The organism is Streptomonospora arabica (genome assembly GCF_039531585.1).
Lineage (GTDB): Bacteria > Actinomycetota > Actinomycetes > Streptosporangiales > Streptosporangiaceae > Streptomonospora > Streptomonospora halophila.
The window spans coordinates 16649-39388 of record NZ_BAAAQI010000020.1 but is presented as its reverse complement, the minus strand read 5'-3'; the positions used below and the strand labels follow the sequence as shown (position 1 = coordinate 39388).

Genomic DNA, 22740 nt, shown 5'->3' with positions numbered 1-22740 from the left:
CCTGCGCTCGGCCGCGCCGGGCGAGGGCCGGTGCGGCCGCAACGCCCCCGCCCCCGCCCGGCTCCGGCTGGGGCGTCACCGGCCGGAGCGGGGGCGGCGGGGGTAGCCGGGATCGGGACGGGCAGCGCTGTCCTGGTGCGGGCGGCGGCCGGGGCCGGGACTGCGCGGACCGGCCTCCGAGGCCGGCTTCGGTCCCGGAAGGCCGGGGACCGGGTTGTCCAAGGTGCTGAAGTCGCCGCGCACCGCGATCGCCCTCGCCCCCTTCTGTTCGGCCTCTCCCCGCGGTATCCACGCCCGGCGCTGCGGGTCCCAGTCAGCCTGCGGCGCCTCGTCGGCCAGCAGGGGGTCGAGGAAGGCGCGTGCGGCCGGTACCGCCTCGTCGAGAGCGGAGTAGCCCAGGCCCGGCGTCGAGGCCGCGTACCGGGCGAACCCCTCGTGCCACGCGGGGTTGGGCACCTCGAACCGGTCGGAGACGATCAACCGGTCGTTGAGAGTGCGCTGGTAGGCGAACTCCTCGCGAAGCACCGCGTGTGCCTCGGGGCCGTCCAGCGGCAGCCGTTCGGACAGGAAGAGGGTGTCCACGAGGTCTTGGACCCGGACCGGAGCCTCGCCGCGCCACGTCTTGATGAACATCCCCGAGACCTTGTGCGCGAGCGTGTCGTAAGGGGAGATCATCCGCAGGTCCGGGTTCTCGCCTGCGACCCCCGACGCGAGGATGTGCTCGGGGAAGCGCACCATCTCCTTGCCGCGCCACTCCGGGCGGTCGTCGGGCGGGACGATGTCGGTCTGGATCTCCATCAGCGGCCGGTCGCCGAGGCGGGCGGAGTGCGTGATCCGTGCGGCGGTGCCGGTGCCCATGATGCCGTCGTCGACCTCCACCGGGGTGAAGCGCAGGTGGTCGCCGAAATCCTGGTCGAGGGCGGAGTTGTAGTGCTCGATCATGGTCGCGACCGGGGTGGGCCGCGTGGTCACCACATCGACGTCGCTCGTCGCGCGTGCTTCGGGCCAGCGGGCCAGCAGGGTCTGACCGCCCTTGATGGTCCAGTCGTCCGGGTAGGCGCCGAACAGCCGCACCATCGTGCGCTGCAGCACCCACTGCAGCATTTCGTCGCGCGGCGACGTGCCGCGGCCGTGCGCGTGATCGCGGACCCTGGCGTTCAGCTCGCGCCAGAAGCCGTCGGCGGAGTGCAGGTCAGGCATCGGCTCCGCTCCTCCCGACGATCTCGGCCGCGATTGCCCGGACCAGTTCGGGGTCGGCGCTGATCGCGGCGAGATCGGCGGCGTCGTCGCCCTCGCCGAGCCGCCGCAGCAAGGCGGTCACGCGGGTGACGCGGGCCGGAGCGCGCAGCTCCGCGAGTGCGCGGACGTTGCGCGGAGACAGCTCCGACCGGGCGGCGACGCGGTCCGCCCGGAAGTGCTCGGCGAACAGGGGCCCCTCGGCCGGGAAACCGCAGCGGTTGGCGAGGGGAACGAGCTCGGTGTGCAGCGCGGCGAGATCGACCAGGTCGCGTCGGAGAGCGCCGTCCAGTACGGCGGCGACCTCGTCGTGGCTGGTCCCGCTGCGTACAAGGTCGACGAGGGTGCGCTGCGGCGCGGTGACGGGCACGCCGCCCTGGATCGTGGCCTCGTGCGCGGCGAGGGGAGTGTGGTGGATGCGTACCGCGCGCGGCGCTTGAAGGGACTCGGGCGCGGTGATGTCGACCCCCGCGACCGAGACCGGGCCCAGCCCGAACAGCCGCGCCGCGGACTCGTGGGAGAGGACGGCGCCCCTGTGCGCCTCGACCGGGCGCTCCCAGGCGAACCTGTCGGGTTCGACGGCCAGCCAGGCGGCGTAGGCATAGGCCGAGGTCGGATCGGTCGGGCTGCTCGCCAGCTGGTAGACGGACCAGTCGAGCTCCCAGAGCATTCCGGTCTCCTGGAAGCGGTCGAGTCCGGCCGCCCCCACGCCGGCGCGCTCCGCCTGCGCCCGCGTAACGAGGCCCAGCTGCCGAGCCGCAGTGACCGACAGGTCGTAGAACGATGATTCCCAATCCATTTCTGTATTGTATTCAACCGCCCCGGGCGGGGGAAGGTCCGAATCCACGAAGCCCGGCGTCGGATTCGCTTTCCGCGGAGTGACCGGTGCGGCTGTGAATTACGTGGGAAAATTCTCATGTTCCGGGATTCGGTTCCCCAGCAATTTGAGGATGTGTGAAATATCCGTGTCCGGAACCGGTCGCGACCGATCTCGTGTACGGCGGAATTTCGCCGCTAGCATGAGCCGGTACGTAACCGCACTGCGGTCTTCTCGCGTATTCGGAATAGAGGATGTCCGACCGTGCCGTCCGAACTTGACGAACACCATCAGCGGCTTTACTCGGCTTCCGCCCGCATGATGTGGGAGCAGGGGCCTCCCGCCTGGCGCGGCGACCGCTGGCCGACCGCTCGCCGCGACGCCTGGCGCGATCTGGAGGCGGCGCTCTCGGCGTCGCCGCCTGCGCCCGTCGCCGACGTGCCGGCCGACCCCGCCCGGTACCTCGTGTCGGGGCGCGCACCGGACGCCCGAGCGGTGCCCCTGGCTGCGGCGGTCGGGACATGGGAGGCACGCTTCGACGCCGACCCGGTGCCGCCCGAGCCCGGCACAGGCGTCCCCGCGGAAGGTGCCGTAGCGATCGCGGCGGTGTGGCAGACGCTGATCTGCGACCTGCTCGACGAGCTCGCCCAGCGGCTCGCTCCCGGCCGCCCTCCGTGCGTGATCACCGGCGACTCCGCCGAGCTGGCCGACGAGATCCGCGCCCTCGGCGGGGCCCTGCGTACAGCAGCCGAAGGCGCCGCCGCGCCGTCGCCGGCCGCCGCGCCCGCCCCGGCCGGCGACGGTGGAGACCGGGAGCCGGAGAGGCCCGTAACGGGCGAGGGATTTGCCCGGCTGCGGGCCGTTGCCCTGGCGGCCGCCCGTTCGATGCCCACCCGCGCCGAAGCCGAACGGGCAGGCGACTTCACCGTGCGGGCCGCCGCCTGCGCCGCCGCCGAGGACCTCACGCGCGTCGCCGAAGGCGGCACCGCTCCCCAATGGCGCGAGCGCCGAGCCGGGATCGACCCCTCCCGGCACCTGGTGCAGGGATACCGGTGGAGTGGCGGAGCCGCCCGCCCCACGTCCTTCGGCCAGGCCGCCGCGGGACTGCGCGCCGACCGCGCGGGACCGTCCGCTCGGCCGCTGGACCCCGCGGACGCCCCAGCGTGGCGCACCGCAGCCGCGGAGGGGACGTCCGTCCTGCTCTCGCCGACCGCCGCCCTCATCGCTGCGGAACTGCTCGCCGAGCTCGCCGCCCGGCTCACCCCCGGTACCCGGAGCGGGACCGTGCCCCTGACCGGACTCGCTGTGCACGACTTCGTGAAAGGACGGTTCCGCCGTGCCTTCATCGTCGCCTGAGCGCGGAACCGAACGCCCGCTGGAGGTCCTGTTCGTCGCCGATCTGAGCGGACGGAGCAAGGGCATGGGCGGTGTGCCGGTCGTCAGCGGCGAGATCACCAGAGCCATGGCCGAGCAGCCCGGCGTCAATGTCAGCCTGCTGACCGTCGGAGACACCGAGGACCACGGCCAGGCGCGGATTCTGCGGATCCCGCCGACCGGCGACTGGGAGGCGGTCCGCCTGCGCGACATCGCCGAGAACGGGACACCCGCCGACGTCCCGGGCATGCCCGACCCGGATACCTGGCGGCCCGACTGGATCTACGGGCACTCCCGGTACTCGGGGCCGGCTGCCATGAACCTGCGCCGGCGCTGGTACCCCGAGGCCAACCTCGGCCACTACGTGCACATGCCCATCGAACGCTACGCCGAGATCCAGGGGCGACCGCCGGAGGACATCGCGCGCCTCGTCGCATTCGAACGCGAGGTCGTTGCGGAGGCGCAGCACGTCGTGGGGATCGGACCGCTGCTGACCTCGGTCGGTCGGGACCTGGCCGCCGGCAGCGACCCCGTGCCCGCCCTCCACGAGGCGATTCCGGGGCATCCGCGGGGTGGTGAGGCACTCACGCCCGCCGCACCCGGCGGCCGCCCGCTGCACATCCTCTTCACCGGGCGCAGGGACGACATCAAGGGATACGAGGACCTGCTGGCCGCGCTTCGCGAGCTCAACGAGCGCGGCGTCGACTTCCGGCTCCGGGTACGCGGATTCCCCGAAGACGCCATCGCCGCCGAATCCCCGAGCGCAGCCGCGGCGATCGGCGCCGAGGGCATGACGGAGCACCTGCCCTATACGACCCGCCAGGCCGAGCTCGACGCCGACGACGCGTGGGCGGACATGAAAGTGGGGCCGTCGAAAGCGGAGGGGTACGGAGTCACCCAGGCCGACGGCCTGTGGCGCGGACTCCCCACGCTCGTCAACGCGGAAAGCGGGATCGCGATGTTCATGTCGGACCCGCACCGGGTCCCCGCGGACATCGGTTCCGCCTTCATCGTCGCCGATCTCGGGCTGACCGGTGCAGACCGCGCCGGCGCGTGGAGCGCGGCCATCGCCCGGGTCGCGGCCGACCACGGCCGTCACGCCGAACTGGCCGCCAGGATGCGCGAGGTGATGAGCGACTATTCCTGGCAGCACACAGCGTCAGCGCAGCTCGAGTCGATGCGGCGCTTCGAGCTGGGCTCCCGGGGGCACACGATTCAGGGCCCCGGCGGGGTGCTTCTGGGCGAGGACGGGCGGCGCCTGCCCACGGCACGCGAGATGCGGGCGAGCCGGGCGATGGGGCCCGGAGCGCTGGCCGCCGACTACCCGGCCGGCCCTCGCCCGCCGGCGCCCGGCACGGGCGCGGCGGATTCCGCCGCATCGGGCCGCGCACCGGCGCCTGGCCAGGCGGCCAGGCGCAAGCTGTGACGCGGACGGGCCGATCGCCGTAGTGGTGCGGTCCGCGGCGGGGGCCGCGGACCGCGGTGCGCGGTGCTACCCGTGCCGTCTGTGCAGGGCGCGCCAGGCGAGGGTGCCGGCTGCGGCGGTGGCGGCGATCGCGGCGGCGGTGAGGCGGCCGGTGCGGCGGGAGGCCCACTGCTGGACGCTGAACGCGCGGCCGCTCTCGTCGAAGGAGCCGTGGGCGCCGAAGTCGCGGCCGCCCGACCGGTCGGCCGGATGCCAGAGGTTGGCCGTCTGGTCGGGCAGGTGCGGTTTGTCGGTCTGCTGGGAGGAGTAGCCGGAGCGGGCGAGTATCCGGTCGAGCAGTCCCGGCACCAGCCGGTTTCCCAGGATCGTCTGGACGGCCGAGCCGCCCACCCAGTACTCGCGCGGCCGCGGGCGGTCGGCCGCGCGGACGATCGCGCGGGCGGCCACCTCGGGCTGGTAGATCGGCGGCACCGGCTGGGCGTGCTTCGGCAGCCGCGACAGCACCCATTCGAACTGCGGCGTGTTGACAGCGGGCAGGTGCACCATCGTGGTGCCGACCCCGGACCCGTCGTGCATCAGCTCGCAGCGCAGTGACTCGTGGAAGCCCTGGATCGCGTGCTTGGCGGCGCAGTAGGCCGACTGCAGCGGAATCCCGCGGTAGGCCAGGGCCGAGCCCACCTGCACGATCGTGCCGCGGTCGCGCGGCAGCATGCGCGACAGCGCGGCCTTGGTGCCGTAAACGCAGCCCAGGTAGGTCACCTCGGTCACCCGCCGGAACTCCTCCGGAGCGATCCGGCTCACCGGCGCGAACACGCCGGTGAAGGCGTCGTTGACCCAGACGTCGATCGGACCGAGCTCCTCCTCGGCGCGCTCGGCCGCACGGTCCACCGCGTCGGCGTCGGCCACGTCGACCGAGATCTCCAGCGGGGTACCGCCCGCCTGGCGGACGTCCTCGGCCGCTCCGGCGAGTCCCTTCTCGCCGCGGGCCAGCAGCGCGACCCGGTCCCCGCGGGCGGCGAACTCCCGCGCGGTGGCGCGGCCGACCCCGCCGCTGGCGCCCGTGATCACCACGACCCTGGCTCGTTCAGCCATCGCCGGATACCCTCCGCTTCCGTCGTCCTCCGGTCCGTCCGGTCCGTCCGGTCCGGGCGTTCGATCCGCCGCCCCGTACGGCCCGTTGTGTCCCGCGTGCTTCGGTCCCGCTCCGCCGCGGCCCGCTGCGGCCGCCGGGACCGCCGCCGCGTCCGCTACCCCGGCGCCCGTCGACCATGCTCCCGGGCCGCGCACCCGGTCACACGCCCTGCAGCGGTCCCGGCGCCGCGTCGGTGCCCGTCAGCGCCGCGAGCAGGTCGTCGATGAGCGGAGAGCGCCCGCGTGCGGCGGCCGCGGTCCACCCGGTGCGGGTGCGGGCGGCCGGGGACCGGCACCACACCCACAGCTCGTCCAACCGGTCGCGGAAGCCGGTCCCGTCGTCCGCGCCGATCCCGGGACCGCCGCGCACCGCGACCGCCGGCCAGCCCAGTGCGCGCGCCTGCGCGCTGACCTTGGCCCCGCCGGAGACCGGGTCGACGGCGATGGCCGGGACCCCGTTGCGCAGCGCCAGCACCAGGCCGTGCAGCCGGGTGGTGACCACCAGGTCCACGCGGCGCACGAGGGCGTCGAACTGCCCGTAGGTTGCGCAGTGCGCGGAGTCGGCGGCGTCCAGCCGGGTGTCCAGCGGGACGCGGGCGCAGTCCTTGGCCGCCAGCCAGCGGTCCAGCTCGGCGTGCGCCTCGGCGTGCTCCCCCCGGTCGCCGTACTCGGGCTGGTCCGGCGCCCGCGTGACCCCCACCACGGGCACCTCCGGCTGTGCCGGCGCGACCGCCGCCAGGTCGGGACGCGGCGGGTCGGCGGCGCCGTCGCGCGGGATCACGGTGTGGAAGCCGCGCACCGCCGGGTCGGCCGGGTCGACCACGGACACGCCGACCGCGGTGCGGCGGCAGTGGGCGAAGCGCCGGTGCAGGTCACGCACCTGTCGCCCGTGCGCCGGTCCGCAGACGAAGACCAGGTGGTCGTAGTCGCCGGGGTGGACGTCGTCCAGGACCGGGCCGTCGATGAGGGTGTGGGGGCTGCGGCCGATGTCGTGCGGGACGCCCGCCCCGGCCAGCGCCGCGCTCACGGCGGCCGCCGCCCCCACGTCGCCCGCGGTCGCCTCGCCGTGCAGGAAGCCGAACCAGCCTGTAACCAGTGTTCGCATGGCCGCCCCGCTACCCTGACGGCCGCTGGGTAGGCGGGTGAAAGCGGGCGGGCACACGCCGCGGACCACCACACCGGCGCTGCCGGGGCGCGCCCGCGGGTGGACCGCCTCTTCTACGCTTGCCGAACAGGCGCAGGGGCGGACGTGCCGACGTGACACCGGAGGAGGAACAACGCGGTGACCCGACAGGGCGAGGCCGGCGACCGAGGCCTGTACCTGCGCGAGCTGCGGCTCGCGCTGCGCAACAACTCGGGTGCCTACGGGTACTCCGTGATGATCACCGGGACGCTGGCGGTGCTGACCGCCGTCAACCGCAGCCCGCAGGTCGGCCAGGTCTTCCTGTTCCTGCTGGGCGCCGTCCTGAGCTTCGCGGCGGTCGAGGTCCTGGCAACCCGGGTCTTCACCAAGCCGATGAACGAGGACGAGGCGACGAAGGTCATCGCCCTCGGCAGTTCGCTGAACTTCGCCTCCATCGCCGTCGCCGTCGGCGCCGCCGCACTCGTCGCCCTGGTGCTGCCGAGCACCCTGTCGTGGACCGCGGGGGGCTTCGTCGCGTCGCTCGTGTACCTGCTCACGGCGGCGGTGGAGATGGCCGTCGCCCGCCGGATCGAGGAGTACCGCAACCTGGAGTGAACGGGTACGGGTGAGCCGTCGCCGGGGCAGCGCGCGGCTGCGCCGCGGACCGCCCCGCCTGCGCCGCGCGCAGTCGCGCCGAACCGGTGTCTCCGGTTGCCCCGCTGCCCCGGTGAACCGGCGAACGGCGGCGCCGATGACTCCGCCGACCCGCCCTCCCGGCGATGCGGGATCCCTGCTGCTCACAGGATCAATCGCGGACCGCTGCGTCGGCCGCGGCGGCATGGCACCCGTGCGGACCGGCGTGTCATCGGGGGATCGCGTGCGGACCGGGGCACGATCGGTGGGATAACCGGCGCCCTGTGCGGATAGGAGCGCCTGTGGCGCCGGAGCACGGCGCCGCCGGAGCCGCGTGTGCGTCGCGGTCCCCCTCGCGCCGGTGCGGCCGGCGCGCACGCCGAGACGGACGGGAGGTGCGAACCGGGTGGGCTCCTTCTGGCCCGCGCTTGCGCTGCTCGGGGTCTCCCTCGCCGGGGTCCTCGGCGTGTACGGCGCCGCCGCGCTGGTCCGCGGCGGCGGCGGACCGCTGGAGCGCGAACCGTACATGGGAGGCGGCGCCGTCACCGAGCACGCCGTGTCGCGGTTCCACGTCCGGTGGTACGCGGTGACGCTGCTGTTCCTCGCCTTCGACATGGAGATGGTCTTCATGTACCCGTGGGTGCTCGTCGTGGCGGAGAAGGGCGTGCACGCGGTCGCGGAGATGTTCGGCTTTCTGGCGGTGCTGCTGGCCGCCGTCGTCTACGCCTGGCGGGAGGGGGCCTTCCGGTGGACCTGACGGCGGGGGAGGCCGGCGCAAGCACGGGCGCGAGCGGGTTCGCGCGGTGGCTTGCGCGCTTCTCGGCGCAGCGGCCGCTGCTGGTGACCGCGGTCGGCGGTACCGGATGCCGCCTGGCCGTGGAGCGGGTCGTGCGGGAACGCGGCCTGCGCAGCGCGCTGGCCCCGAGCGAGGCCGACACGCTGGTGGAGTGCGGTCCCGCGGGTTCGGCTGCCGACGCGGCCGCCGACCGGGTCTGGGACCAGATGGGCGAGCCGCGGGCCCGCGTCCGGGTGCGGACGGCGGAGGAGGCCGCGGCCCGGCTCGACGAGGCCCGCGCCGCGCTGCTCGACCTCCCCGCCCAGCGCCGCGCCGCGCAGCACCGGTCCGGCGCGGACCGCGCCGAAGGGCCGGACCAGGCGGCCGAAAGCGGACACAGCGAGCAGGGCGACCAGGGCGGCGGAGACGGCGGCGGGTCCGCGGACCGGGAGGCTGAGCCCGGACACGAGGAGGCGGGCGCTCCCGAAGGCGGCGATCGCGGCGACAGCGCGGACCGTTTCGGCCGTGCCGATTACGGCGGCCCTGCGGACCAAGGCGACCAGGACGACCAGAACGACCAGAGCGGACACGGCGACCACGGCAGCCACTCCCACGGCCACCACGGGCACGGCGCCATGGAGCTTCCCGGCGGAATGCAGATGGCCGATCGCGGGGACGACCGCGACGGGCTGAAGCTGGACCGGCTGCACATCGAATTCGGCCCCGCGCAGGCCGACTGGCCCGCCGGGCTGGTGGCGGAGCTGACAGTGCAGGGCGACGTGGTGCAGGAGGCCCGCCTGCACACCTACGCGCCCGCTCCCGGAGGCGCGGCGGTCTTCTGGGACTACGAAGCGCGCGAGGTCCTCGACCCGGCGGCCGCCCGGTTCCGCGCCGCGGCCGCCGCCGACTCCCTCCAGCGGTTCCTCGCCGTCGCCGGCTGGGCCCCGGCAGCGGCGACCGGGCGGCTCCTGCGCGATCACCTGCTCGACCCCGAGGAGGGGGTGACGGGGCGGCTGCGGTTCACCCGCTGGCTGCGCCGGGTGCGGGCCTCGCGGACGCTCCGGTGGTCGATACGCGGCCTCGGCCGCGCTCCGGACCGCCTGCCGGACGACCCCTCCGGACGCCGTGCCGCCGGCGGGGAGGGCGGCGTCCGCCGGCCTGCCTCCGGCTTCCTCAGCAGCGGCTCCTTGCTCCCGCCCCGCCTGCGCGGCGACGTCGCCCACCGCATCGGACACTGGATCGACGACATCGCCGCCGTGGTCATGCCCGACACCTCCGACACCTTCCTCGCGCCGCCGATCCAGCGGGAGCCCGGCGGTCCGCCCTCGGGCGGCCCGCCCTCCGCGCCCCCGTTCCCGCCGCTGGGCCGGGAGCGCGCCGAGTGCGCGCTGGCCGCCGCGGCGGTGCTGCCCGGCATGCTCGTCGGCCGGGACCTGGCGGCGGCGCGGCTCGTGGTCGCGTCGTTCGACCCCGATCTGGAGGCGCTCTCCGCCTACGGGGGTGGGGCCCACCATGGCTGACACGGCCGGCATCACGAACTGGTGGGGTCTGCTCGCCGCCCCCGCGCTGCTCGCCGCCCTGGCCTACGCCGCTGCCGCCGGCTCCGCCGCGCTGACCCTGCGCGCCTCCGGAGGGCCGGTCTCATCGGCTCCGGCCGCGCCCGCCCGCGAGGCGGCCGGGCTGCTGCTGCGCCGCCCGCGCACGGTTCCCGGCGCCGACACGCTGCTGTGGCGCGCGGGGATCGCGACGGTGCCCGTTGCGGCGGTGATGGCGGTGCTCGTCGTCCCGCTCGGCGGCCGGGCGGTCGCCGACCTGTCCATCGGCGTCGTGTGGTTCAACGCCATGGAGGTCCTGCTGTGGGGCGGGATGTGGCTGGCCGGATGGGGCGCGAACTCGGTCTGGGGACTGGTCGGGGGCTACCGGTACCTCGCCCAGGGGCTCTCGCACGAGCTTCCGCACATGTTCGCGCTGACCACCGCCGCGCTGGGGGCCGGATCGCTGCGCGTGAGCGACATCGCCGCGGCGCAGCAGGATGCGTGGTTCGTGCTCGTGATGCCGGTCGCCTTCGCCGTCTACCTGGTCTCGGCCCTGGCGATGTCCGTGCGCCCGCCGTTCGACCACCCCGCGGGCGCCGACGCCGCCGGCGGCGCCGCGGCCGAGCCCGCCGGCCCGGACCGGCTCGTGCTCCTGGCCGGGCGCCATCTGATGCTGGCCGCCGCCGCGGCGATGGCGGTGCCGCTGTTCCTCGGCGGCGGTGCCGGCCCGCTGCTGCCGGGGTGGACGTGGTCGCTGCTCAAGACCGCCGCCGTGCTCGCCCTGCTGGTGTGGGTCGGCGGCCGGCTGCCGACGGTGCGCATGGACCGGTTCGCCGAGGTGGGCTGGGTGGTGCTGCTTCCGCTGGTGCTGCTGCAGGCGCTGGCGGTCTCCGTCTTCGTCGTCGCGGGATGGATGTGATCGCGCATGGCACAGGTGGCAGAGTGGACCGTCTTCGCCGTCTGCGCGGTGGCGGCGGTGGCCGCGGGCGCCGCCGTCTTCCGGGTGGACTCCATGGCGCGGGCCACCTTCGCGCTGCTGGCGTCGTTCGTCTTCACCGCCGTGCCGGTGCTCCTGCTCGGACTCGCGTACCTCGGTGTGCTGATTGTGCTGATGATGACCATGGAGATGCTGGTCATGGCCGTCTTCATGATCATGTTCATGATGAACCCGGCCGGGCTGGCGCCGATGACGATGGTGCACAACACCAAGGGCGCCCTGGCCGTCTCCGGGGGCGTTTTCTGCGCCCTGGCCGCCGGAATCCTGCTGGTGCCCTGGCCGCGCGAGCCGGCGCCCCCGCCGCCCGCCGACCCCGCCCTGCAGCTCGGCCACGCGATCATGGGCGAGCACATGCTCGTGATGATGGCGGCCGGCCTGGTGCTGTTCGCGACCATGGTCTCCGGGGTGGTGCTGGCCACGAACCGGGGCCGCTACGACCGCTACGGCGACGACCTGCGCGGCGGCCCCGACGACCCGATCCGCGGGGGTGTGGGCCGGTGACGCTTGAGGCGTTCCTGCTGCTGGCCGCCGCGCTGCTGGCGGTGGGCCTGTACGGCGCGCTGAGCCAGCAGTCCGTCGTCATGGTCATGATGGGCCTGGAGCTGATGGTCAACGCGGTGATGGTCGCCGCTGCCGCCGTCTGGTTCTTCGCCTCGCCGCAGCTTCCCGACGGCCAGGTCCTGGTGCTGGCGGCGATGGTCGCCATGGCCGTGGAGATGGCGATGGGCTTCGCGGTGACGATCGCGATCTTTCGTGCGCGCGACGTGGACGTGACCGACTCCGCCGGCGACCTGCGGGGCTGAGCCGATGAGCGCGGCGATTGCGGCGGATGCGGCGCTGTGGGCACTGGTGGGGCTGCCCGCGCTGGCCGGGGCCGTCCTGCTGCTGGGCGGGCGGGCCGCCGAGCGCGCCGCCGCTCCGGCGGCCGTGGCGGTCTCCGCCGCGCTGGCCGTGCCGGCCGTGCTCGCGGTGGTCCACCGCCCGGCGGTCACGGCGCCGGGGCTGCCCGGCATCGGCTTCGGGCTGGCCGTGGACGGCCTGGCGGCGGTCGGCGTGTGCACCCTCGTCGCCGTCCTTTCGGCCGTGGCCCTGTTCTCCGCGGGCGAGCGCGAGGGCGAGGGCGGGCGCTCCCGCTACTACGGGCTGCTGCTGGTCTTCGCCGCCGCCATGCTGGCCGCGGTCACGGCCACCGACCTGCTCACCCTCCTGATGGCCTGGGAGGTCATGGGCGCGACATCCTACGGGCTGATCGCCTTCCACTGGCGCGACCCGCGCACCGGCTCCTCGGCGGCCGTCTCCTTCCTCACCACCCGCACCGCCGACCTGGGCATGTACGCGGCCGCGGGGGCCGCGCTGGCCGCCGGCGCCGGCGGGCTGGACCTGGCCGCGCTGGACCGGCTGAGCGCGCCGTGGGACCACGTGGCCGCGGGCGGGCTGCTGCTCGCCGCCCTGGGCAAGTCCGCACAGCTGCCGTTCAGCTTCTGGCTCTCGCGCGCCATGGACGGACCCGGTCCGGTCTCGGCGCTGCTGCACTCGGCGACGATGGTGGCCGCGGGCGGCTACCTGCTGCTGCGGGTCGAGCCGGCACTGGCCGCGGCGGGGTGGCCGGCCGCCGCTGCCGCCTGGATCGGCGTGCTGACCGCGCTGGCGATGGGCGCCGTCGCCTGCTTCCAGCGCGATCTCAAGCAGCTGCTGGCCGCATCGACCAGCGCCCAGCTCGGCTTCGTCGTGCTCGCCGCCGGTGTCGGCGGGGTAACCGGGGGAGCGGCGCAGTTCGCCGCGCACGCCGCCGTCAAGAGCCTGCTGTTCCTGGCCGCCGGCGCCTGGCTGGTCCGGCTCGGCACCAAGGATCTGGAGGGTCTGCGCGGGGCCGCCCGCAGGCATCCCGTGGTCGGGGTGTGCTTCACGGCGGGCGCGCTCGCCCTGGGCGGTACGCCGCCGCTGTCGGTGTGGGCGGCCAAGGACCTGGTGCTGGCGGCCGCGCACCCGCCGGGCCTGCACGCCGCCGGACTCGCGGCGTCGGCGCTGGCGGCGGCCTACGCGGGCGTGGCGCTGGCGGCGGTGTGGGCCCGCCCCCGCTCCGGTGCGGAGGCCGGTGGCACCGGCACGGGTGCGGGCGCGGCCGCGCGGGGCGGAGCTGGAGCGGGGCACCGGCTGGCCGAGCTGCTGCCCCTGGCGGCGCTCGCCGCCGCGGCGGCCGCGCTGGGCGTGTTGGCGCTTCCGAGCGTCGAGCACTGGTGGAGCGTCCTGCTGGGCCGTCCCGGCGCGCCCGTGCCCGGTCCCGGCTCGATGGCGGCCTCGGCGCTGATCGCGGTGGCTGCGCTGTCCGCGGCGGTGTGGGCGGTCGCCCGCTGGGGGCTCCCGGCGGCATCCCGGGGGCGCTGGGCGGCCGGCCCGGGCGATTGGCTCGGGCTGGAGCGCGCCGCGCGCATCCTCGTCGCGGCGCCGGTGCTGGCGGCCGCCCGCGGCCTGGCGGCCTTCGACGACCGGGTGCTCGACCGCGCGGTCACGGGCGCGGCTGCGGGCGTCCCGCGCTTGGCCCGCGTCGTGGGCGGGCGCGTGGAGCCGGCAGTCGACGCGGTGGTCGCGGCCGCCGCCGCCGGGGCCCGCCGACTGGGCGCGCTGGCGCGCCGCCCGCAGACGGGGCTGGTCCACCAGTACTACGCCCAGGCCGTCACGGTCCTCGCCGCGGCGGCGCTGGTCTTCGCGCTGGCAAGCGCGGTGGTGTGACCCGTGGCCCCGGACACAGCAGAACCCGCCGACCGCGCGGAGCATGCCGGCGACCGGGGCGCGGCGGCCGTTCGGCTTCCGCCGCTTTGGAGCGCGCCGCAGTCCGTGAACGCGACGAGACCGCAGAGGTGATCCGTGCTTTCCGCCGTCGTCTTCCTCCCCTTGCTGACCGCGGGTGTGCTCATGGCTCTGCCCGCGCTCCCGCGGCGGACGGTGCTGGTGGTGTGGGTCGCCGCGACCGCCGTGGACCTGGCGCTGGTGGCGGTGGTGTGGGCCGGCTACCTCGGCGCGCCCGCCGCCGGTGCGGGCGCCGCCGGCTTCGCCGGCCCGATCGCCTACGAGACCCGCCTAGCGTGGATTCCCAGCGTCGGCTCCGGCTACCACATCGGCGTCGACGGCCTCTCCCTGCCGCTGGTGGCGATGACCGCCGTCCTGTTCCTGGCCTGCGCGCTCGCCTCGCTGCGCGCCCGGCATCCGCGGCCGCGCGCCTATGCGGCGCTGTTCCTCGCGCTGCAGACCGTCTCCACCGGGCTGTTCGCGGCCCTCGACCTGCTGCTCTTCTTCGTCTTCTTCGACCTGTCCATCGCGCTGATGTACTTCGTCATCGCCGGATGGGGCCACGGCGATCCCGCGCGCTCGGCGCTGCGCTTCTTCCTCTACACCTTCGTCGGCTCGCTGGCGCTGCTGGTCGGGTTCATCGCCCTCTACCTGGCCGCCGACCCGCACACCTTCGACATGGTGGAGCTGGCGCGCCAGACCCCGCTGAACGGCCGCGCCGCGGCCGGCGGCGCCGTACTGCTGGCCGTCGGCGTCGGCCTGGCGGTGAAGACCCCCCTCGTGCCCTTCCACACCTGGCTGCCGCCCGCGCACACCGACGCCCCCGCGGCCGGCTCGGCGATCCTCGCCGGTGTGCTGCTGAAGATGGGCGCCTACGGTTTCGCGCGCATCGCGCTGCCGATCCTGCCCGAGGCCTGGCGCGCGTGGGCACCCGCCATCGCGGTGCTCGGCACGGTCTCGGTCCTCTACGGAGCCCTCGTCGCCCTGGCCCAGAACGACTTCAAGCGCATGGTCGCCTACACGTCGGTCAACCACATGGGCTATGTGGTGCTCGGCCTGGGTGCGGCGGGCACCGCCGCGGCGGGGACCGCGTCCGCGGGCGCCGAGCTCGCCGTCAGCGGCGCGGCGGTGCAGCTGGTCAGCCACGGGCTGCTGACCGGCGCGCTGTTCCTGCTCGCCGGGGTGCTGCACGAGCGCGGCGGGACCTACGACATGGGCGCCTACAGCGGGCTGGCCGCTCCGGCGCCCCGCTTCGCCGCCCTGCTGACCGTGGCCGCGTTCGGCTCGCTGGGACTGCCGGGCCTGTCGGGCTTCATCGCCGAGTTCCAGGTCTTCACCGGCGGGCTCGGCCTGGCACCGGCGGCCACGGCGCCGGCGCTGCTCGGCATCCTCATCACCGCCGCGCTGCTGCTGCGGGCGCTGCAGCGGATCCTGCTGGGCGGCCTCCGGCTGCCGGGCGGCACCGGGTTCGGCGACCTGCGCGCCGAGGAGAGCGCGGCGATCGTGCCGCTGCTGGCGCTGTCCGTGCTGATCGGGCTGGTGCCGCGCACCCTGCTCGACGTCCTCGCGCCGGCGGCCGAGGCGCTGGCCGGCCTCGTGCTGCGGTAGGGGGAGCCACGACATGACCACGACGACGCTCATCGCGCTCGCTCCCGAGACGGCCCTGGCCCTGGCCGCGGTCGCCGGGCTGCTGCTGGGCAGCTGGCTGCCGCGCCGCCGCCAGTGGGCGGTGCGCGCGCTCGCGCTCGCCGCCGTCGCCGCGGGCCTGGTCGCCACGGGCTTGGCCGCCGCGAATCCGGCGCACACGGCCGCGTCGGGCTCCTACGCGGTCGACATCGGGCTGCACGCCGCCCGCGCCGCCGTGCTGGCGGGAACGGGCCTGGTGGTGCTGGCCGCCTCCGACGGCCTCGCGGGCGACCGCCGCGAGAGCGAGGCCTACGTCCTGCTGCTGCTCTCAGCGGCGGGCGCACTGGTGATGGCCGGTGCGAACGGGCTCCTGGTCCTGGTGATGGGCTACCTGCTGGCGAGCGTCCCGCTCTACGCCATGGTCGCCTTCGCCAAGGACGCCCGCGGCACCGAGGCCGGGCTGAAGTTCTTCCTGCTGGGCGCCTTGTTCAGCGTGGTGCTGTTGGGCGGGACGACCGTGCTGCTGGCCGCCGGCGGCGCGACCGGCTACCCGCTGCTGGCCGCCGGGCTGCCCGATGCGCCGCCCGCGGCCGCCGCCGTCGGGGCGGTCGCGGTGCTGGCGGCGCTGCTGTTCAAGGCGGGGGCCGTGCCCGCCCACTTCTGGGTGCCCGACGCCACCGAGGGCGCACCCGCGCCGGTGGCCGCGTTCATCACCACGGTGCCCAAGATCGGCGCGCTGGTGGCCGTCTACCGGCTGGGCGCCGCGCTGCCGCTGGAGGCGGCGGGGAACTGGTCGCTGCTGGTGGCGGCGGTGTCGGCCGCGACCATGGTGCTGGGCAACCTGGCCGCCTTCGCCCAGGACGGCGTCCGCCGGCTGCTCGCCTACTCCACCGTCGGCCAGGTGGGGTTCCTGCTGATGGCGGTCGCCGCCTACGGGCGGGCGCAGGAGGCGCTGCCGGCGCTGCTGTACTACCTGGCCGCCTACACCCTCGCCAACGTCGGCGCGTTCGCGGCGGTGTGCGCGCTGCCGCGCGCCGAGCGCCTCGGGCAGTGGCGGGGGCTGTTCGGCCGCCGCCCCTGGCTCGCGCTCAGCCTGGTGGTGTGCCTGCTCGGCTTGGTCGGCACCCCGCCAACCGCGGTGTTCGTCGGCAAGCTGACCGTGTTCACCGCCGCGTTCGACGCGGGGTTGGTGTGGCTGGTGGTGCTGGCCGCCGCGACGACCGCGGCCAGCCTGTTCTACTACCTGCGCTGGATCCTGCCGCTGTTCCGGCCGCCGGAGGAGGGCGACGCGGACGCCGCGGCGTCCGGTCCGGCCGGACGGTGGGGCTCGGCGGTGGCGGTCGCAGCGGCGGCGCTGTCGCTGCTGCTGGGCGTGGCGGCGGGTCCGGTGCTGGACTGGCTGGACAGCGGCGTCCTGGCGGGCTGAGCCCACTCGGCGGCCGTGGCGGGCCGTGCGGCCTCTGGGTGGTGGGTCCGCGGCGGTATTCGTGTGGGGGTGGTTGTGGTGCGGGGTGTAGCGGGTGTGCGGCTCTTGTCGGTGCGGATCGGCTTGCCGCTGCCCGTGGGGGCGGGCGCGGCCTTTATCCGGTGCCTGCGGGCGGAGTAGCGGCCCACCGGCCCCGCGGACCCCGCCGGAAGCGGGGGCGGCCCGGGGCCGCGCCGCGCGACTCCGCCCCGCCCGCGCCTGACGCGCGGGCGGGGCGGTTCGGCGGCTTTGCCGGTCAGGCCCCGGACGGGCCCTGCGCGGCCTGCTCCCCGCCGTCGGCGCCGCCCTGCTCGGCGGCCCGCTCGCGGTCGCGGATGCGCTGCCGCTGCGGGACGACGGTGTACTTGGGGTCGGCGGCCGAGGCCTGCCCGGCCTTGAAGACGCCGAAGCGGGTGCAGGCCGAGCCCGCCACCAGGGCGGCCCCCGCCACCGCGGATACCGCCCGGCTGCGGCCGCCGAACAGCGCCCCGACGGCGCCGGCGACCGTCAGCGCCTTGGCCGCGCGCATCAGCGTCCCGCCGGGCCCCTGTTTGTAGGGCTCGGCGACCATGCCCATGCGCTTCTCCATGACCGCCAGCGCCGCGTTCTCCAGCGCCGCCCCGGCGATGCCCGCGCGCCGCGCCGGGCCCGCCTGGCCCAGCGGTGCCGCGATCATGCCCGCGCCCCCGGCTGCGGCCGCGCCCGAGCCGACGAACACGAACGGCATCTCCCGGTAGCCGTCATGCCAGGCGGGCACCGCGGTGTTGCAGATCAGCGGGGCGGTGTAGGCCGCAACGGCCGGTCCGACCACGCCGGCGCCGAGCCCGGCCAGGCGGCCCGGACCCGGCAGCAGTCCGGTGGCCTGCGAGGCCGCGGCCGCGGCCGCCAGCGGGCCGTAGCCGGCGAGGATCCACGACCCCACGCTCATCGGCGAGGTCCACTTCACCACCCGCAGCATGTTCAAAAAGCGCTCGGGGCGGCCCAGGTCGTGGATGAGCGCCGCAAGCGATCCGGACACGGCCGCCAGCGCGGTGTAGCGCAGCGGCCGCGCGAGGTCCGGCCGCCCGGTGAGGTCGGCGCCGGCCGCCAGCGCCGACGAGCCGCCGGCCAGCCCGCCCAGGAACAGGTAGCCCGCGATGTCGCGGGCCTGCCAGGTGATCTGGTTGAGCACCGGCCGGTCGTAGTAGGACCGGAACTCCGCGCCGTCGCCGCGGCCGTCGCCCGCCGGCCGCTCGCGCCGGTGCCCGTCGAGGGTGGAGACCGCCCCCGTCACCGCGTCGCGCGCGGGCCGGGCCCCGCGGATGCCCTCCTTGGTCACGTCCGATGTGCTCATTGCCGCCCTCCCAGGAACGTCGCGGTGATTCCGGCCAGCAGCGCCGCCGCCGCGACGCCCGCGTGGCGCCACATCGACGGCAGGTCGCGGGTGGTCACCACCGGGTCCGGCGGCAGCCCGTAGACCTCGGGCTCGTCCAGCAGCAGGAAGAACGCGCCGTCGCCGCCGACCCCGTCGCCGGGGTCGCGGCCGTAGAGCTGCGCGGACTCGATGCCCGCCTCGTGCAGTCCGCGCAGCCGCTCGTCGGCGCGCTCGCGCAGTTCGTCCAGGTCGCCGAACTGGATGGAGTCCGTCGGGCACGCCTTGGCGCACGCCGGCTCCATCCCGTCGCCCATCCGGTCGTAGCACAGCGTGCACTTGAACACGCGGCCGTCGTCCTTGCGCTGGTCGATGACCCCGTAGGGGCAGGCCGGCACGCAGTAGCCGCACCCGTTGCAGATGTCCTCCTGCACCACCACCGTGCCGTACTCGGTGCGGAACAGCGAGCCGGTGGGGCACACGTCCAGGCAGGCGGCGTGCGTGCAGTGCTTGCACACGTCCGAGGACATCAGCCAGCGGAACTCGCCGCGCTCGTCCTCGCCGGAGGAGGAGCCGGGCAGCTCGAAGGAGGGCATGCCCAGGTCGACCGGGTCGGGAGCCCCCTCGGGCCTGTCCACCCCCGTCTCCTGCACGCCGATGGGCTTGCGCTGCTCGATGAAGGCCACGTGGCGCCAGGTGTCGGCGCTGAGGCCGCCGCTGTTGTCGAAGGACATGCCGGTGAAGTCCAGGCCGTCCTCGGGGACCAGGTTCCACTCCTTGCACGCGACCTCGCAGGCCTTGCACCCGATGCACACGCTGGTGTCGGTGAAGAAGCCCATGCGGGGGCGGGCGTCCTCGGGTCCCGGGTCCTCGGCGCTTTCGGCGGCGCCGGTGCGCACTCCGGACTGCTCGTCCAGGGCCATGCCTCATACCTCCGTTCCGGTCCGGTCGTCGACACCCGCGCGGCGCTGGTAGTCCAGGACCAGCCGGCGACGGTCGGCGCCGCGCGGTCGCCGCCCCGGGCGGATGTCGACGGTCAGCGCCTTGACCTCCTGGATGTGCACGTTGGCGTCCAGCGCGATCGACGAGAGCTCGTTGAACGCGTCGCCGGTGGTGTAGCCGTTGGGGCCCCAGTGGTAGGGCATCCCGATCTGGTGCACGGTGCGGTCGTGCACCCGCAGCGGCACCATCCGGTCGGTGACCAGCACCCGCGCCTCGATCGCGTTGCGCGCCGAGACGACGGTGGCCCACCCGCCGTGGGTCAGGCCGCGCTCGCGGGCCAGCTCAGGCGAGACCTCGCAGAAGAACTCGGGCTGCAGCTCGGCCAGGTAGGGCGTCCACCGGCTCATGCCGCCCGCGGTGAAGTGCTCGGTGAGCCGGTAGGTGGTCACCACGTAGGGATAGACCTCCGCCCCCGGTGTTCCCGGGTCGGGGTGGTAGCGGTTCTCCGGGTGCGGGTAGACCAGCCGCGCCGGGTTGCGGCTCTGCCCGTAGAGCAGGTTGGAGAACGGCGAGTCCTGGGGCTCGTAGTGGGTGGGCATCGGCCCGTCGGTGAGCCCGGCCGGAGCGTACAGCCAGCCCTTGCCGTCGCCCTGCATGATGAAGGCGTCCGTGCCGCTGAGGGCCTCCACGCCGGCGGCGCCCTCGGGCGGCGTGTAGTCGGGGCTCTTGCCGGCCTCGAAGTCGGGGATGTCGTGGCCGGTCCACCGCCGGTTCGCGCCGTCCCACCACACCAGCGCCTTGCGGTCGCTCCAGGGCGCGCCGTCGGCGTCGGCCGAGGCCCGGTTGTAGAGCACGCGCCGGTTGCTGGGCCAGGACCAGGCCCACTCCGCGGCGATCCAGTCCTGCTCGGTGTGCGGCTTGCGGCGGGCCGCCTGGTTGACGCCGTCGGCGTAGACCCCGCAGTAGATCCAGCAGCCGCAGCTGGTCGAGCCGTCGGCGCGCAGCTCCGTGTAGTCGGAGAGGTGCTCGCCGCCGGGGCCGTAGCCGTTGATCTCGGCCAGGACCGCGGCCGCGTCCGGCTCGGCGCCCTCCTCCAGCGGGTAGTCCCAGGTCAGCTCCAGGATGGGTCGGTCGCGCGGGTCGCTGGAGTCCGCCAGCTTCTCCCGGATGATGCGGCCCAGGTGGTACATGAACCACAGGTCGCTGCGGGCGTCGCCCTGGGGCAGCACCGCGCGGTCGTGCCACTGCAGGGTCCGGTTGGTGTTGGTGAAGGTGCCCGACTTCTCGGTGTGGGCGGCGGCGGGGAAGAAGAACACCTCGGTGCCGATGTCCTCGGTGCGCATCTCGCCCGACTCGATCTCCGGGCCGTCCTGCCACCAGGTGGCGCTCTCGATCAGTGAGAAGTCGCGTACCACCAGCCAGTCCAGGTTGGCCATGCCCAGCCGCTGCGCGCGGGCGTTGGCCGAGCCCACGGCCGGGTTCTCGCCCATCAGGAAGTAGCCCTTGCACACCCCCCGCATCTGCTCCATGACCGTGTCGTAGGTGCTGTGCGAGTCGCCGATGCGCGGCAGGTAGGAGAAGGCGTAGTCGTTTTCGGATGTGGCGTGCTCGCCCCACCAGGCCTTCAGCAGGCTGACGATGTAGGCGTCCATGTTCGCCCAGAAGCCGTTGACCGCGGCGTCGGCGACGCAGAAGTCCTCCAGCGTCTGGTCCTCGTGCGCGTGCGGCATCGGGATGTAGCCGGGGAGCAGGTTGAACAGGGTGGGCACGTCGCTGGAGCCCTGGATGCTGGCGTGGCCGCGCAGCGCCTGGATGCCCCCGCCCGGCCGGCCGATGTTGCCCAGCAGCAGCTGCAGCACCGAGGCCGCGCGGATGTACTGGGCGCCCACCGTGTGCTGGGTCCAGCCCACCGCGTAGCAGAAGGCGGAGGTGCGGTCGCGGCCGGAGTTCTCGATCAGCAGGTCGCCCACCCGTTCGAAGACGTCGCGGGGGATGCCGCAGATCTTCTCGACCGCCTCGGGCGTGTAGCGGGAGTAGTGGCGCTTGAGGATCTGGAAGACGCACCGCGGATGCTGCAGGGTCGGGTCGGTCTCGGGCGTGCCGCCCACCGCGGCGCCGCCTGCGCCCTGCTGCTCGGGCCGGCCGGCGCTGCCGGACTCCTGCGGCTGCTGGACGCGGAACTCGTACTCCTGGTCGCGCTTGCCCGATGCGGGCGCGATGTCGGCGCCCTCGTAGTGCCAGGTGTGCACGTTGTACCGGCGCTTGTCCTCGTCGAAGCCGGAGAACAGCCCGTCCAGGTCCTCGGTGTCGCGGAAGCCCCCGTTGACGATCGTGGCGGCGTTGGTGAAGGCCAGCAGGTAGTCGCGGAAGTAGTGCTCCTCGTTGATGACCCGGTTGATGATCCCGCCGAGGAAGGCGATGTCGGTGCCGGCGCGGATAGGCACGTGCATGTCGGCCAGGGCGCTGGTGCGGCTGTAGTGCGGGTCGACGTGGATCACCGCGGCGCCGCGGGCCTTGGCCTCCATCACCCACTGGAACCCGACCGGGTGCGCCTCGGCGTAGTTGGAGCCCTCGATGACGATGCAGTCGGAGTTCTGCAGGTCCTGCATGAACGTGGTGGCACCGCCGCGCCCGAACGAGGTCCCCAGCCCCGCGACGGTCGAGCTGTGGCAGACGCGCGCCTGGTTCTCGATCTGCACCACGCCCAGCGCTGTCAGCAGCTTCTTGATGAGGTAGTTCTCCTCGTTGTCCAGCGTGGCGCCGCCGAGGCTGGCGAGCCCCAGGGTGCGCGCGGTCGTGACGCCGTCCTGCTCGTCCTGCCAGCCCTCGCGCCGCGCCTCGATCACCCGGTCGGCGACCATGTGCATGGCGTCCCACAGGCCGATCTCCTGCCAGTCGGCGCCGTGCGGCGGCCGGTACAGCACGGTGTGGCGGCGCGAGGACCCGGTGGTGAGCTGCAGGCTCGCCGAGCCCTTGGGGCAGAGCCGGCCCCTGCTGATCGGCGAGTCGGGGTCGCCCTCGATCTGGACGACCTGCTCGTCGCGGACATAGACGTTCTGCGCGCAGCCCACCGCGCAGTAGGGGCAGACCGACTTCACCACCCGGTCGGCCTCGGCCGTGCGCGCTCGCAGCGCGCCGGTGGCCGCCGACTTGGCCGCGGCGCCGCGGCCGGACGGGTCGGCTCCGGTGAGCTGCCGGTAGACCGGCCATGACTCGATCAGCGTGCGAACGCCCATCGCCTCTCCTCCGCCTGGTGCACTGGTCGGGCCGACGGGCACGCGGATGCCACCGCTGTGCTCGTGGGGCGCACGGCCGCTACCCGGCGGGTGTGACGCCAAACACCCTGCGCGGGCGCCTGAGCGGGCAAGGGTCGGGGCCGGGCGGTCGGTGCCGGCGCCGCGCGGCCGCGGTGGTGCGCGGGCTCAGCTCTGGCCCTCGGACTCCTCGCCGGAGCCCTCGGACGCCTTCAGCGGGCTCAACAGGACCCAGCCGCCCATCAGGCCGCTGAACACCAGCATGCCC

The 22740-nt window shown here is 74.8% G+C and carries 18 protein-coding genes; 11 read left to right on the top strand and 7 right to left on the bottom strand.

The window, feature by feature from the left end; genetic code table 11:
• Positions 1 to 75: 75 nt before the first annotated feature.
• On the bottom strand, positions 76 to 1200 hold the full coding sequence (locus ABD284_RS22680; RefSeq protein WP_344147296.1) for a nucleotidyl transferase AbiEii/AbiGii toxin family protein: 1125 nt from the start codon (positions 1198 to 1200) through the stop codon (positions 76 to 78).
• A complete protein-coding gene (locus tag ABD284_RS22675) occupies positions 1193 to 2035 on the bottom strand; it encodes a hypothetical protein (protein ID WP_344147293.1) in 843 nt (280 codons plus the stop codon). The genes ABD284_RS22680 and ABD284_RS22675 overlap by 8 nt, the downstream gene beginning before the upstream one ends.
• Before the next feature lie 282 nt (positions 2036 to 2317).
• Here ABD284_RS22675 and ABD284_RS22670 point away from each other — a divergent pair, with 282 nt between their 5' ends.
• Both ABD284_RS22670 and ABD284_RS22665 read left to right on the top strand, forming a co-directional pair.
• Positions 2318 to 3409: a hypothetical protein gene (locus ABD284_RS22670; protein WP_344147290.1), complete on the top strand. Its 1092-nt coding sequence runs from the start codon at positions 2318 to 2320 to the stop codon at positions 3407 to 3409.
• The gene (locus ABD284_RS22665) at positions 3390 to 4853 is read left to right on the top strand and encodes a glycosyltransferase family protein (RefSeq protein ID WP_344147287.1); all 1464 of its coding nucleotides are present in this window, start codon (positions 3390 to 3392) and stop codon (positions 4851 to 4853) included. Before ABD284_RS22670 ends, ABD284_RS22665 begins: the two co-directional genes overlap by 20 nt.
• A 66-nt stretch (positions 4854 to 4919) precedes the next feature.
• Here ABD284_RS22665 and ABD284_RS22660 read toward each other — a convergent pair whose 3' ends face one another.
• Together ABD284_RS22660 and ABD284_RS22655 are read right to left on the bottom strand one after the other, a co-directional pair.
• Entirely contained in the window at positions 4920 to 5945 is a 1026-nt protein-coding gene (locus tag ABD284_RS22660; RefSeq protein WP_344147284.1) for an SDR family oxidoreductase, read from the bottom strand.
• 199 nt (positions 5946 to 6144) lie between these two features.
• Positions 6145 to 7089 (bottom strand): polysaccharide pyruvyl transferase family protein, encoded by a 945-nt coding sequence (locus ABD284_RS22655; RefSeq protein ID WP_344147281.1) that lies wholly within the window; start codon positions 7087 to 7089, stop codon positions 6145 to 6147.
• Positions 7090 to 7266: 177 nt separating this feature from the next.
• Between ABD284_RS22655 and ABD284_RS22650 the strand changes: the two genes are divergently transcribed.
• The 9 genes from ABD284_RS22650 (at position 7267) to ABD284_RS22610 (ending at position 16886) form a co-directional block, all read left to right on the top strand.
• Positions 7267 to 7722 carry a hypothetical protein gene (locus ABD284_RS22650; RefSeq protein ID WP_344147278.1) on the top strand — a complete coding sequence of 152 codons (456 nt, stop codon included), beginning with the start codon at positions 7267 to 7269 and terminating at the stop codon, positions 7720 to 7722.
• A 424-nt stretch (positions 7723 to 8146) separates the two neighbouring features.
• Positions 8147 to 8497 carry an NADH-quinone oxidoreductase subunit A gene (locus tag ABD284_RS22645; protein WP_344147275.1) on the top strand — a complete coding sequence of 117 codons (351 nt, stop codon included), beginning with the start codon at positions 8147 to 8149 and terminating at the stop codon, positions 8495 to 8497.
• Positions 8488 to 10035 carry a hypothetical protein gene (locus tag ABD284_RS22640; RefSeq protein WP_344147273.1) on the top strand — a complete coding sequence of 516 codons (1548 nt, stop codon included), beginning with the start codon at positions 8488 to 8490 and terminating at the stop codon, positions 10033 to 10035. Before ABD284_RS22645 ends, ABD284_RS22640 begins: the two co-directional genes overlap by 10 nt.
• Positions 10028 to 10969 carry an NADH-quinone oxidoreductase subunit H gene (locus ABD284_RS22635; protein WP_344147270.1) on the top strand — a complete coding sequence of 314 codons (942 nt, stop codon included), beginning with the start codon at positions 10028 to 10030 and terminating at the stop codon, positions 10967 to 10969. Before ABD284_RS22640 ends, ABD284_RS22635 begins: the two co-directional genes overlap by 8 nt.
• Before the next feature lie 6 nt (positions 10970 to 10975).
• On the top strand, positions 10976 to 11548 hold the full coding sequence (locus tag ABD284_RS22630) for an NADH-quinone oxidoreductase subunit J (RefSeq protein WP_344147267.1): 573 nt from the start codon (positions 10976 to 10978) through the stop codon (positions 11546 to 11548).
• Entirely contained in the window at positions 11545 to 11850 is a 306-nt protein-coding gene (gene nuoK, locus ABD284_RS22625) for an NADH-quinone oxidoreductase subunit NuoK (RefSeq protein ID WP_344147264.1), read from the top strand. Before ABD284_RS22630 ends, nuoK begins: the two co-directional genes overlap by 4 nt.
• Positions 11851 to 11854: 4 nt before the next feature.
• The gene (locus tag ABD284_RS22620) at positions 11855 to 13777 is read left to right on the top strand and encodes a proton-conducting transporter transmembrane domain-containing protein (protein ID WP_344147261.1); all 1923 of its coding nucleotides are present in this window, start codon (positions 11855 to 11857) and stop codon (positions 13775 to 13777) included.
• A gap of 135 nt (positions 13778 to 13912) precedes the next feature.
• Entirely contained in the window at positions 13913 to 15442 is a 1530-nt protein-coding gene (locus tag ABD284_RS22615) for a complex I subunit 4 family protein (RefSeq protein WP_344147258.1), read from the top strand.
• 13 nt (positions 15443 to 15455) lie between these two features.
• On the top strand, positions 15456 to 16886 hold the full coding sequence (locus tag ABD284_RS22610; protein ID WP_344147255.1) for an NADH-quinone oxidoreductase subunit N: 1431 nt from the start codon (positions 15456 to 15458) through the stop codon (positions 16884 to 16886).
• A 295-nt stretch (positions 16887 to 17181) separates the two neighbouring features.
• On the opposite strand, the gene nrfD is transcribed toward ABD284_RS22610, so the two are convergent.
• From nrfD to fdh, 3 genes are all read right to left on the bottom strand, one after another.
• Positions 17182 to 18258: an NrfD/PsrC family molybdoenzyme membrane anchor subunit gene (gene nrfD / locus ABD284_RS22605; RefSeq protein ID WP_344147252.1), complete on the bottom strand. Its 1077-nt coding sequence runs from the start codon at positions 18256 to 18258 to the stop codon at positions 17182 to 17184.
• The gene (locus ABD284_RS22600) at positions 18255 to 19115 is read right to left on the bottom strand and encodes a 4Fe-4S dicluster domain-containing protein (protein ID WP_344147446.1); all 861 of its coding nucleotides are present in this window, start codon (positions 19113 to 19115) and stop codon (positions 18255 to 18257) included. The genes nrfD and ABD284_RS22600 overlap by 4 nt, the downstream gene beginning before the upstream one ends.
• Positions 19116 to 19202: 87 nt before the next feature.
• Positions 19203 to 22454 carry a formate dehydrogenase gene (gene fdh / locus ABD284_RS22595; RefSeq protein ID WP_344147250.1) on the bottom strand — a complete coding sequence of 1084 codons (3252 nt, stop codon included), beginning with the start codon at positions 22452 to 22454 and terminating at the stop codon, positions 19203 to 19205.
• Positions 22455 to 22740: the final 286 nt, after the last annotated feature.